The 11,438-nt window shown below is 61.5% G+C and carries 12 protein-coding genes; 8 read left to right on the top strand and 4 right to left on the bottom strand.

Features of this window, described 5'->3' with window-relative positions; translation table 11 throughout:
* The first annotated feature begins 44 nt into the window (after positions 1-44).
* A complete protein-coding gene (locus tag VE26_RS11735) occupies positions 45-575 on the top strand; it encodes an invasion associated locus B family protein (protein WP_046105463.1) in 531 nt (176 codons plus the stop codon).
* Between the two features lie 111 nt (positions 576-686).
* Here the strand turns inward: VE26_RS11735 and VE26_RS11730 are convergent, their stop codons facing one another.
* The 4 genes from VE26_RS11730 to VE26_RS11715 all read right to left on the bottom strand — a co-directional run bounded on the left by VE26_RS11730 (position 687) and on the right by VE26_RS11715 (position 4,450).
* On the bottom strand, positions 687-2,180 hold the full coding sequence (locus VE26_RS11730; RefSeq protein WP_046105462.1) for a tripartite tricarboxylate transporter permease: 1,494 nt from the start codon (positions 2,178-2,180) through the stop codon (positions 687-689).
* Entirely contained in the window at positions 2,180-2,641 is a 462-nt protein-coding gene (locus VE26_RS11725; protein WP_046105461.1) for a tripartite tricarboxylate transporter TctB family protein, read from the bottom strand. The genes VE26_RS11730 and VE26_RS11725 overlap by 1 nt, the downstream gene beginning before the upstream one ends.
* 78 nt (positions 2,642-2,719) lie before the next feature.
* Entirely contained in the window at positions 2,720-3,700 is a 981-nt protein-coding gene (locus VE26_RS11720) for a Bug family tripartite tricarboxylate transporter substrate binding protein (protein ID WP_046105460.1), read from the bottom strand.
* 42 nt (positions 3,701-3,742) lie between these two features.
* Positions 3,743-4,450, bottom strand: a complete 708-nt coding sequence (locus VE26_RS11715; protein ID WP_046105459.1) for an IclR family transcriptional regulator — start codon at positions 4,448-4,450, stop codon at positions 3,743-3,745.
* A gap of 111 nt (positions 4,451-4,561) precedes the next feature.
* Here VE26_RS11715 and VE26_RS11710 point away from each other — a divergent pair, with 111 nt between their 5' ends.
* From VE26_RS11710 to VE26_RS11680, 7 genes are all read left to right on the top strand, one after another.
* Entirely contained in the window at positions 4,562-5,572 is a 1,011-nt protein-coding gene (locus VE26_RS11710; RefSeq protein WP_046105458.1) for a hydroxyacid dehydrogenase, read from the top strand.
* A gap of 20 nt (positions 5,573-5,592) precedes the next feature.
* Positions 5,593-6,264: an RraA family protein gene (locus VE26_RS11705; protein WP_046105457.1), complete on the top strand. Its 672-nt coding sequence runs from the start codon at positions 5,593-5,595 to the stop codon at positions 6,262-6,264.
* 363 nt (positions 6,265-6,627) lie between these two features.
* The gene (gene ectA, locus VE26_RS11700; protein ID WP_046105456.1) at positions 6,628-7,203 is read left to right on the top strand and encodes a diaminobutyrate acetyltransferase; all 576 of its coding nucleotides are present in this window, start codon (positions 6,628-6,630) and stop codon (positions 7,201-7,203) included.
* Positions 7,204-7,249: 46 nt separating this feature from the next.
* On the top strand, positions 7,250-8,539 hold the full coding sequence (gene ectB, locus VE26_RS11695; protein WP_046105455.1) for a diaminobutyrate--2-oxoglutarate transaminase: 1,290 nt from the start codon (positions 7,250-7,252) through the stop codon (positions 8,537-8,539).
* 10 nt (positions 8,540-8,549) lie between these two features.
* Positions 8,550-8,942, top strand: a complete 393-nt coding sequence (locus tag VE26_RS11690) for an ectoine synthase (protein ID WP_046105454.1) — start codon at positions 8,550-8,552, stop codon at positions 8,940-8,942.
* A gap of 39 nt (positions 8,943-8,981) precedes the next feature.
* Complete coding sequence (thpD, locus tag VE26_RS11685; protein ID WP_046105453.1) at positions 8,982-9,911, top strand: ectoine hydroxylase; 930 nt, start codon at positions 8,982-8,984, stop codon at positions 9,909-9,911.
* Between the two features lie 62 nt (positions 9,912-9,973).
* Complete coding sequence (locus VE26_RS11680) at positions 9,974-11,431, top strand: aspartate kinase (protein WP_046105452.1); 1,458 nt, start codon at positions 9,974-9,976, stop codon at positions 11,429-11,431.
* Positions 11,432-11,438: the final 7 nt, after the last annotated feature.

Here is an 11,438-nt window from a genome sequence, read left to right as displayed (position 1 = left end):
CTTCGGGCCCATGAGTTTTCTACAAACACGAAAGTACTGGAACTATGTCCGTAAGTTTGAAGCGGTTCTGCACGCTCTTTCTGAGCGTGGTGCTGGCCGGAAGCGGTGCACCGTCCCTGGCGCAGGACGCTACAATCGTGCAGCCGGGCGAAACCACCGCCAGCTATCAGGACTGGCTGATGCGCTGCGTCGCACAGGCTGACCAGAACCGTGCTTGCGAGGTGGTGCAGACGCTCCAGATCGAGGGGCAGGGCGTGGTGGCAACCATCTCGGTCGGCCGAGCGACGACGGATTCTCCCATGCTCATCGTTATCCAGGTCCCTCAGGGGGTCTGGCTACCCAGCGATATCACGCTCAAAATTGCGGAGGACAGCGAGCCGCTGCTGCTCGAATACCGGCGGTGTCTCCAAGTCTGCATTGCCCAGGCAACGCTCGACGCCACCGTGCTGGACAGCATGAAGGCAGCCGTGGAAGCGGGCAGCTTCACCTTCCAGGACGGTGCGCAACGCGAGGTATCGCTGCCCATTTCCTTCAGCGGCTTCAGCGCCGCACTCGACGCCAGTATCCAACCCTGAAGCCAAGCCCGCAATAGTTGCGTCAAGGCACGGTCATTGTCCAGTTGACCGCTCCTGAGGGCGACAAACACCAGCATGGAACAATTGCGGACCGGACTGACAAGCAGCATATCAGGCAGGTTTACGGTTGAAGATCAGCGGCTTGAGCCCCCAGAGCAAGACCAGCAGCGCAATGGCCAGCACCGTGGCGCTGATCGGGCGGCTGAGGAAGGTGCCGAAATCGCCGCGTGACAGCAGCATGGCGCGGCGGAAATGCTCTTCCATCATCGGCCCGAGGACAAAGCCGAGCAGCATCGGCGCGGCTGGATAGCCTCCGACGCGCAGGGCATAGCCGAGGGCGCCGAACATGACGACAAGCATGACGTCGAAAGAAGAATTGCTCACCGTATAGGTCCCGATGCAGATGAACATCAGAACGGCCGGGAACAGCCAGTTATAGGGGACCATCAGCAGGCGCACCCACACCCCGATCAGCGGCACGTTGAGGATGACGAGCAGGACATTGCCGATCCAGAAGCTCATGACGAGCCCCCAGAACAAGGACGGCTGTTCGGTCATCAGCTGCGGACCCGGCGCGATGCCATGGATCATCAGCGCACCCAGCATCAGAGCCATGGTGGCGCTGCCGGGAATGCCGAGGGCGAGCGTGGGAATGAACGAGGTCTGGTCGGCGGCATTGTTGGCCGCCTCGGGCGCCATTATGCCTTCGATCTCACCGGTGCCGAATTTCTCCGGCGTCTTGGACACGCGCTTTTCGACGGCATAGGCCATGAAGGCGGCAATGGACGAGCCCGTGCCCGGCAGGGTGCCGAAGAAGGCGCCGATCGACGAGCCCCGGATCATCGGCAGCCATGAGCGACGCACATCTTCCCTGGTCGGTTTCATGGCCGAGAACTTGACCGAGTTGGGATCGACCTGCTTGCCATCGACCTTGCCGACGCTGGCAATGACTTCGGATACGCCGAACAGGCCCATGGCCAGGGCAACGAGATTGATGCCGTCGGCAAGGTCGAGAATGCCGAAATCGAAGCGTCGTGTGCCGGTATAGATGTCGCTGCCGACAAGGCCGAACAGGATGCCGAGCGCCACCATGATCAGGCCCTTGATGATCGAGCCGTTGGACACATTGCAGGCCGCGATGAGCCCGAGCAGCATCAGGGAGAAATATTCCGCCGACGAAAAGCTGAGCGCATAGGCGCTGATGGTTCCGGCAAAGCCCATGAGCAGGATGATGCCGAACGAGCCGCCGAAGAACGAGGCCACTGTGGTCATCAGCAGGGCAATGCCGCCGCGCCCCTGCTTGGTCATCGGATAACCATCGAGGCAGGTCACGGCATTGGTGGCAGAACCCGGCACATTGAGCAGGATCGAGGCGGTGCTGCCACCATAGGAAGTGCCGTACCAGATGCCGGCGAGCATGATCAGCGCAGCTGTCGGCTCCAGCTGAAAGGTCAGCGGAAAGAGCATGGAAATGGCGGCGACCACGCCGATGCCGGGAATGACGCCGAGCAGCGTGCCGAGAAACACACCGACAAAGCACCAGAGCAAATTGTACCAGGAGAGCGCTGTCTGCAGCCCGAGGAAGATGTTGTCGAAATAGGACATCAGAAGGGCCAGTCGATGATCTTGAAGTGCATACCCAGCCCAACCCGGAAGATCAGGAAGGCAATGGCGCACAGGACGATGCTGAGGATGACCGCCGTCAGCGGCCGCGCGCCTTTGTCGGCAAAGGCGGAAATACCCACCACGCCGATGACGGCGGGGATGAAGCCTGCGGTACGGATCAGCAGGGAGAAGACAATGACCGCCAGGAGACTGAAAAGCGCCGCACGCCACTGGATTTGAGAGAGATCGATGCGCGGCAGATCCGACTTGAACCAGCCGGTCAGCGCTTGTGCAAAGCCGAGGCCGACGATCAGGATGCCGAGCGCCATCGGGAACATGCCCGGGCCCATGCGTTGCAAGGTGCCGATTGTGTAATTCTGGGAGGCATAAAACGCCACGATCGCGCCGAAGATGGCGATCAGGAGACCGGGCACGATTTCCGAATAATTGCGGTCTACCATGCCGCTCTCCTTAGAAATTGCTTGGGGCGCAGATGCGCTGAGGGCCGCGCGGGATAGCGCGGCCCTGCAAAAGTTCAATCAGTCGACAGTGGCGCCCGAGGCCTCGATCACCGCAGCCCAGGTTTCGAGTTCTTCGGCATGATACTGCGCGAACTCTTCGCTGGTGCCGCCCAGGGGCGTGCTGCCGTCAGCCATCAGCAGCTGGCGCAGCGTCTCGTCCTCGAGCGCTTCGTTGAGGGCTGCGTTCAGCGCCGTGACGATTTCCTCCGGCATTCCAGCCGGACCGACAACAGCCTTCCAGTCGGCCGCATTGAAGCCGTCAAAGCCGAACGAGGCGACGGTGGGAACATCGGGAAGCACTGCGTTTGGCTCCGCTGAAGTAACGGCAAGCGGGCGCACGCTGCCGGCACGCACATGCGGCAGAACGCTTGGCACACTGCCGATATAGATATCGACGACGCCACTCATCACGTCAGAAATTGCCTGTGCAATGCCTGGGTAAGGAACGTGGGTGAGCTCCAGTTCACCTTCGGTGGCAAGCAGTTCGAGCGACAAATGCGCGACCGTACCGGCACCTGGCGTTCCATAGAGGATGGCGCCAGGATTTTCGCGCGCGGCTTCGATGACCTCGCCCAGGCTCTGGTAAGGCGAGCCGGGAAACGTGACGATCGCCATTGGCTGAGTGGTGTAAAGACCAATGTGGGTGAAATCGTTGAGCGCGTCGTAGGGAATATCCGCATAAAGGGATGGATTGACGGCCAGGTTCGAAGTCTGGCCCATGCCGATATTCAGACCATCCGGGGCCGATCTGGCGACTTGTGCCATGCCGATATTGCCGCCGGCACCGGGCTGATTCTGGACGATGATCGACAACCCCGTATTGGCGATTATCTTATCAACCAACTGGCGCGCCGGAATATCTGTGCCGCCGCCGGGTGGGAAAGGCACGGTGAATGTAATCGTATCGGTGGTGTAGTTCTGCGCCAGCGCAATGCCGGGCACCGCGAACGCGCCTGCAAGCGCCAGGGACGCCAGGGCCGGCCTTGAAAAGAGCTTCATGTGATCTTCCTCCTATGATGATTTGGTGTTTTGGCCTTGGTTTCAGCGCCGAACCGACTGCCCTTCCGAGCCGAGAATTTTCGAAATCGCATCGGCCGCCGCAAAAAGGCGTGGCAGATGGGTCTGCGCGGCTTCGTCGGTGAAGCGGACGAGAGGGCCGGTCAGCGCCAGTGAACCGAACAGCGTGTTGCCGGCACCGAAAAGTGGCACGGCAATGCTGGCCACGTCGGGGGTGCGTTCGCCCCGGGTCAGGTGGTAGCCGCGCTCGCGGATGGATTGACATAGCTCGCCCACATGGCCGCCGAAGGCCATGATCACCCATCCGGCCGCGCCCTTGTCCAGAGACATGGCGTCACCGGGCCGGGCGCTGTGACGGATGGACTGAGCCGAGTCCTTGCGCACCAGGCACACGCGGGTGTCGCCTTCGCGGACATAGATGGCGGCACTTTCGCCCGTATCGTCGCTGAGCTTGATCAGCTCCGGCGCAACGAATTTTTCTGGAACGAAGGACGCCGTATAACGCGCGCCGAGCTGGGCGAGCTTGGGGCCCAGGCGCCAGGACGAGTCCTCGCATTGCACGAGCATGCGGTTGCCGGCCAGCGTGCGGGCGATCCGCAGCGCCGTCGACTTGTCCAGCGATGTGCGCCGCGCCAACTCGGTCAGGGTCAAGCTTGCGTCTTCCTCTCCGAATGCACTGAGCAGGGCGACGGCGCGATCAACGGCCGCTACCGCAGTGGAATTGCCAGGCATTTACATCCTCCCGAAAAGCGTAGTCGTTGTACTTAGTACAATCACTTTTCATATAGTACAATACACGCTAGATGGTGCTCGTCAACACGACGGCATGGACAGGAGGACGGCGTGACGGAACAGCAGCCGCAAATTGGAACACGATGGACAGTGTTGGTCACCGGCGCAAAGCTGGTGGACGAAGCCGAAAATCTATTGGCGGCAAAGGGTTGCTTGACGGTCTATGTCGACGGTTATGCGGGCCCCGAGGCGCTGCGCGAGGCTGCCCGAACTCATCAGGTCGACGCAATTCTTGTCCGTCAGGGCAAGATTGACCGCAGCGTGATCGAGGCTTCCGACAGTCTCAAGGTCATCGCCAAGCATGGCTCGGGCGTCGACAATATCGATCTGGCTGCAGCCGGTGACAGATCGATTCCCGTCCTCCGCGCGCTCTCGGCCAATGCCCAATCTGTGGCTGAACTGGCGGTGTCGCTTACGGTGTCGCTGCTCAAGGATGTCACGGTTCTCGACCGCGCGGTGAAGGGCGGTCGCTGGCCCAAGACCAGTTATGTCGGCCGCGATCTCGCCGGCACCTCGTTCGGTGTCGTCGGCTATGGCGATATCGGCCGGCGTGCCGCTGGCCTTGCCCGTGCACTCGGCATGAAGGCCATGGCTTTCGAGCCCGGCGGCCATGCTGTCGGAGAGGGCGTGGAGCGGGTGGACGCTCTCGATGCACTGCTCGAACGGGCCGATGTCGTCAGCCTGCACTGTCCGCTGACCGAGCGCACACGCAATCTTATCGGCCAGCGCGAGCTGGACCTCATCGGTCCAGCTGGTTTCCTCGTCAACACGGCGCGCGGCGGCCTCATCGACGAAATGGCGCTGCACCATGCCCTGAGCAATGGGCATATTACAGGCGCGGCGCTCGATAGCTTCTCGCAGGAGCCGCCGCCTCCCGATCACCCCCTTTTCGGCCTTACGAACCTGATCGCGACGCCCCATGTCGGCGGCGCCAGCCGTTCGGCGCTGCGTAACATGGCGGTCCAGAGCGCGACCAACATCATCACCATGCTCGAGCAGGGCACCTTTGACAGCGCCGCGCAGGCCAAGCCCTCGCTGGCCAGCACGTCCGTCAACGCCTGACCCAACCCGGAAAGTTAGCCATGACCCAGTTTCGCGTTCTCAATCGCACCCGCCAAGCCTCCGCCGAATGGACAGAGCGCTTCCGCACCCTGCCGGTCGCCAATATCAGCGACGTCATGCAGCGCATGGTGGCCGGCGGACCCAACCTGCGTCCGTACTATGCCGGCGAGCGTCTCTGTGGGCCGGCCATTACCGTGAAGTCCCGGCCGGGCGACAACCTCATGGTGCACGCCGCGCTCGACCTGGCCCAGCCGGGCGACGTCATCGTGGTCGATGCCGGCGGCGACCTCACCAATGCCATTATCGGCGAGCTGATGGTGGCCTATGCCGCGTACAAGAAGCTGGGCGGCATTGTCATCTACGGGGCCATTCGCGACAGCGCCGAACTCAGTGCCGGCAGCTTTCCGGTCTTTGCCTCGGGCGTCACCCACCGCGGCCCCTATAAGGACGGCCCCGGTGAGGTCAACGCGCCAATCGCCCTCGAAGGCATGGTTATCGCTCCCGGAGACCTTATCTGTGGCGATCCCGATGGCGTCGTGTCGGTGCCATTCGAAGACCTCGATCGCGTTCATGCCGCCGCAAAGGCAAAGCACGAGGCCGAAACCAGCCAGATGGAGGCCATCCGCGAAGGCCGCAATGACCGCACCTGGGTTGCAGCTCAACTGCAGAAAATGGGATGCGCGATGCCCTAATTGAGCTCGCTACCCCTGGAGCGACCGTATTGGAAAGGATGTGCTGGGCGGTACTCTGGCGCAGCCCGGCCAGTCAGCGCGCGCTTGTCCTGAGCACCAAGGCTGCCGTCGGAATCTTCGACCGCCTAGACCCCCATATTGCGCGTATCGGAATATGGCGGCAATCGGGTTTTTGATTTGTCTTGGCGAAGATATCTGTGCCTGTGCTTTAGAGTTTTCGGTTTTCGGATGCAGGCGGGATAATTTTATCCCGCCTTAAATCACTGAATAATATAATTAAAATCTGAAGCCGTGCGTTGGCACGGGAACGAGTCCATTAGCCATGGGTTGTGAATTTAGTTCATACAAGCTAAATAACATCCCATGATTTATGGCAATTCAGTGCTTTACGATGCCGACGCTCTTCGCCGCAGCGCCGCCAGGTCTTCTGTCGTCCGCCTTCGCGCTCCACACGCTTCCGATGGCGCGGCAATCTGGTCGCTGATCCAGGCTCAGTCTTCGCTGGACGACAATTCTCTCTACTGCAATTTGCTGCAGGCCACGCACTTTGCCGGCACCTGCGCGCTGGCGGAACAGGACGACAGGATTGTCGGTTGGGTCTCCGGCTATATCCCGCCGAAACAGCCGGACACGCTATTCATCTGGCAGGTCTGCGTCGATCCCGCAGCTCAGGGGCAGGGTCTGGGGCGCAAGTTGGTCGCCGACATATTGTCCCGCCCCGACTGCCGCCACGTGACGATGCTGGAATGCACCATTACCGAGGACAACGAGGCCTCCTGGGCCCTGTTCAGCTCGATTGCCCGGCGCCTTGGCGCGCAATTGCAGCAAGTCGAGCATTTCTCCCGCGACGATCACTTTGCCGGGCAGCACGACAGTGAATTCGCTGTCCGCATCGGCCCCTTTGATCCGGAGAGCTTCACCCGCCTGACCGGCCGCTGAACGCCTCACCCCCCAATTTCGACCGCAGCTTTCGAGGAGATAATCCGTGACCATTCAAGCCACGATCACGCCCTTTAACACGTTTGAGCGCGTCGAAAGCCGTGTGCGGTCCTATTCGCGCAGCTTTCCAAAACTGTTCGACAAAGCCAAGGGCGCAACCATCTACGACATGCAGGGCAAGGCCTATACCGACTTCCTGGCTGGATGTTCGACGCTCAATTACGGGCACAATGACAAGGACCTCAAAGCCGCGCTGATCGAATATATTTCCAACGACGGCATCGCGCATGGCCTCGACATGTTCACCGACGCCAAGGAGCATTTCCTTGCGACATTCGAGCGGCTGATCCTGCGGCCGCGCGGCATGAAGCATCAGCTCCAGTTTACCGGACCAACCGGCGCCAACGCCGTCGAAGCCGCCATGAAGCTGGCGCGCAAGGTCACCGGCCGCACCAATATCATCGCCTTCACCAATGGCTTTCATGGCGTGACCCTTGGGGCGCTGGCCGCAACCGGCAATGGCAAGCATCGGGGCGGCGCTGCGACACCGCTGACGGGCGTTACCCGCGCGGCCTATGACGGCTATCATGGTGCCGACATCAATACGGCCGACCTGCTCGACCGTCAGCTGTCTGACCCCTCCAGCGGGGTCGATGCCCCGGCAGCCATTATCGTGGAAACCGTGCAGGGAGAGGGCGGGCTCAATGCTGCGTCGCCCGGCTGGTTGAAGCAGATCGAGGCCATTGCCAAAAAGCACGGCGCGCTCTTCATCATCGACGATATCCAGGCTGGCTGCGGCCGGACGGGCGGGTTCTTCTCCTTCGACGGCATGGGCCTGTCGCCAGATATCGTCACGATGGCCAAGTCACTCTCCGGCATGGGCCTGCCGCTCGCCGTGACGCTGATCAAGCCCGAGCATGATATCTGGAAGCCGGCCGAGCATAACGGCACGTTCCGCGGCAATAATCATGCCTTCGTTACGGCTGCTGCGGCGCTCGAAAAGTTCTGGTCCGACGACCGTTTCGCCGGCGATGTCGCCGACAAGGCGAACTATCTGGGCCAGCGTCTCGCCGCGATTGCCGACGACCACGGCCTCACCACCAAAGGCCGGGGCATGATGGTTGGCATCGATGCCGGATCGGGTGAAAGAGCCGCCGCGATCTGCAAGATCTGCTTTTCCAAGGGTCTCATCATCGAGACATCGGGCAGCTTCGACGAAGTCGTCAAGGTGCTGTGCCCGCTCACCATTTCTCTCGACCAGCTGACGGCCGGCATCGACATCATGGAGACCGCCTTCGAGGCGGTCTTGGGGTCGCACCGCGCCGCAGCCGAATAGGAGCTTCACAATGATTGTACGCGACCTTGAATCCTCACGCCTGGGCGACCGTCTCGTCAGGTCCAATGGCTGGGACAGCACAAGGCTGCTGCTGGCTGGCGACGATATGGGCTTTTCCTTCCACATCACGCGCATCCATGAGGGTACGAGCCACGAGTTTCACTACAAGCATCACTTCGAGAGCGTCTACTGCATCTCGGGCGAAGGCGAGATCGAGGAACTCGACACCGGCAAAGTGCACCAGATCCGCCCGGGCGTCATGTATGCGCTCAACCTCAACGACCGGCATCGCCTCTCCGCCAGGAGCGAGATGGTGATGGCCTGCTGCTTCAACCCGCCGGTCACCGGAACGGAAGTGCACCGCGAGGACGGCTCCTACGCGCCGATCTCCGAAGACGCTTAAAGCGCGTCCCCATACCCACCAAACTGAAAGGCGAGCATCATGACTCTGTCAGCATTCGACACCGCCAATCACGACGATTATCCCACCCGTCTGCCGGCTGAAAAGTGGCAGGACCGCAAGGATCCGGTAGTCTGGGGTAATTGGACGCCCGAGGCGCCCCTGACCCGGGCGCAGACCGAGAGCTTTGAAAAAAACGGCTATCTGGTTCTCTCCAATGTTTTCTCGGCTGCGGAGGTCTCCGCTCTTCAGGCCGAATCCGCCCGGATGCGGTCGGGTGAGGCGGAGATTTCTGCCGAGAATGTCATCACCGAGCCCGGCTCGGACGAGGTCCGCACCGTATTCCGGCTGGATGAGGAAAATGCCCTGTTCGACCGTCTGGCGCGGGACCGCCGCGTGGCCGGTGCGGTGAGCTTTCTGCTCGATGACGACGTTTATCTCCATCAGTCGCGGCTCAACTACAAGCCGGGCTTTACGGGCAAGGAATTCTACTGGCATTCTGATTTCGAGACTTGGCACGCCGAGGACGGCATGCCGCGCATGCGCGCGATTTCGGCCTCGATCCTGCTCACGGATAATGACGCGCTCAATGGTCCGCTGATGCTGATGCCGGGCACGCACAAGAAGTTCGTCGCCTGCGCCGGCGAAACGCCCGAGGACAATCACAAGACTTCGCTCAAGAAGCAGGAAATCGGCGTGCCCTCGCATGACAGCCTGACCCGCATGGCTCAGGAACATGGTATCGATTACGCCTCGGGTAAGGCAGGCACTGTGGTGCTGTTCGACTGCAACACCGTGCACGGCTCGAACGGCAACATAACCCCGTTCCCGCGGTCGAACGCCTTTTTCGTCTACAATGCCTGGTCGAACCGGGTGGGGCAGCCTTTTGCGGCCAAGAACCCGCGCCCGGCTTTCCTCAGTGCGCGCAATCCCAAGGCGCCGATCGCCATCGAGGCCGGCCCGATCCGCTGAGCCGATATTTCGCCCTGACGAAAAGACTGACGCCGCTCCCTTTGGGGGCGGCTGGAGACCCCATGACGAACGAGACCCCGCGCCACACCGTCGAAAAGATCGGCGGCACATCCATGGCCCGCAGCCAGGAGCTGCTCGATACCGTGCTGATCGGTGATCGCAAGGGTGCTGACCTCTATAACCGCATTTTTGTCGTTTCGGCCTATGGCGGCATGACAGACGAGCTGCTCGAGCACAAGAAATCCGGCAAGCCGGGTGTCTATGCCCTTTTTGCCAGCGCCGAGGGCGGCTGGGTCTGGGGCGATGCGCTGACCGCCGTTGCCGACAAGATGTATGAGCACAATGCCCGCATCTTTGCCGATGAAGGCGCGCGCCAGAGCGCCAATCGTTTTGCCCGCGAGCGGATCGAAGGCGTGCGATCCTGTCTCATCGACCTGTCGCGACTTTGTTCTTTCGGCCATTTCCAGCTTCAGCAGCACTTGCTGACGGTGCGCGAAATGCTTGCCTCCCTGGGCGAAGCGCATTCGGCATTCAATACGAGCCTCCTGCTCAATATTCATGGCGTGCGGGCCCGCATGGTCGATTTGACAGGCTGGCGCGACGAGGGCCAGTTCACCCTCGACGAGGCCATCGAGCGGGCCTTGGCCGATGTGGACCTCGCGACGGAATTGCCCATCGTCACCGGCTATGCGCAGTGCAGCGAAGCGCTGATGGGTACCTATGATCGCGGCTACAGCGAAGTGACGCTGTCGCGCCTGGCGGTGGTCAGCCATGCCCGCGAGGCGGTTATACATAAGGAATTTCACCTTTCGACCGCCGATCCGCGCGTGGTCCCGGCAGAAGCCGTGCGCGTCATCGGGGAAACCAATTACGACGTGGCCGACCAGCTGTCCAATATGGGCATGGAGGCCATCCATCCCCGCGCCGCCAAGAGCCTGCGTCAAGCCGGCATCCCCCTGCGGGTCAAGAATGCCTTCGAGCCGGATCATCCGGGCACTGTCATTCGCTCCGATCTGACCGCGACCGCGCCACAGGTCGAGATCGTCACCGGCCTCAAAAGCGTCTTCGCCTTCGAATTCCACGATCAGGACATGGTGGGGGTCAAGGGCTATGACAGCGAGATCCTTGAGGCGCTCAAGCGCCACAAGGTCTGGATCATTTCCAAAACCTCCAATGCCAATACGATCACCCATTTTCTCAAGGGGTCGATGAAGGCGATCAAGCGGGTCGAAACCGACCTCGCGACGGCTTTCCCCAGCGCGGAGATAACCCTGCGCAAGGTGTCGCTGGTCTCGGCCATCGGTCGCGATATCGGGCACGCCAACATCCTGATGCAGGCCATGCGCGTCCTGTCGGACGCGGGCATTGCCCCGCTGGGCGTGCACGACCTGATGCGCAAGGTGGACCTGCAGGTTGTGGTCGAGCCGGACGATTTCGACGCGACGATCAAGGCCCTCCATCTCGGCCTGATCGAGAACCGGGCGCCTGTAAGCCAGGAGCGCTTGCACGCGGCAGCCTGATTGCTGG

It is taken from the genome of Devosia chinhatensis (assembly GCF_000969445.1).
Classification (GTDB): domain Bacteria; phylum Pseudomonadota; class Alphaproteobacteria; order Rhizobiales; family Devosiaceae; genus Devosia; species Devosia chinhatensis.
This window is presented reverse-complemented; position numbering and strand designations above follow the sequence as displayed.

Bases quoted from the DNA above. Each gene is read 5' to 3' on its own strand.
- thpD (WP_046105453.1), top strand. From the start codon at position 8,982: ATGACTCTGTCAGCATTCGACACCGCCAATCACGACGATTATCCCACC.
- VE26_RS11690 (WP_046105454.1), top strand. From the start codon at position 8,550: ATGATTGTACGCGACCTTGAATCCTCACGCCTGGGCGACCGTCTCGTC.
- VE26_RS11715 (WP_046105459.1), bottom strand. From the start codon at position 4,450: ATGCCTGGCAATTCCACTGCGGTAGCGGCCGTTGATCGCGCCGTCGCC.
- VE26_RS11705 (WP_046105457.1), top strand. From the start codon at position 5,593: ATGACCCAGTTTCGCGTTCTCAATCGCACCCGCCAAGCCTCCGCCGAA.
- VE26_RS11720 (WP_046105460.1), bottom strand. From the start codon at position 3,700: ATGAAGCTCTTTTCAAGGCCGGCCCTGGCGTCCCTGGCGCTTGCAGGC.
- VE26_RS11680 (WP_046105452.1), top strand. From the start codon at position 9,974: ATGACGAACGAGACCCCGCGCCACACCGTCGAAAAGATCGGCGGCACA.
- VE26_RS11730 (WP_046105462.1), bottom strand. From the start codon at position 2,180: ATGTCCTATTTCGACAACATCTTCCTCGGGCTGCAGACAGCGCTCTCC.
- VE26_RS11735 (WP_046105463.1), top strand. From the start codon at position 45: ATGTCCGTAAGTTTGAAGCGGTTCTGCACGCTCTTTCTGAGCGTGGTG.
- ectA (WP_046105456.1), top strand. From the start codon at position 6,628: ATGATTTATGGCAATTCAGTGCTTTACGATGCCGACGCTCTTCGCCGC.
- VE26_RS11725 (WP_046105461.1), bottom strand. From the start codon at position 2,641: ATGGTAGACCGCAATTATTCGGAAATCGTGCCCGGTCTCCTGATCGCC.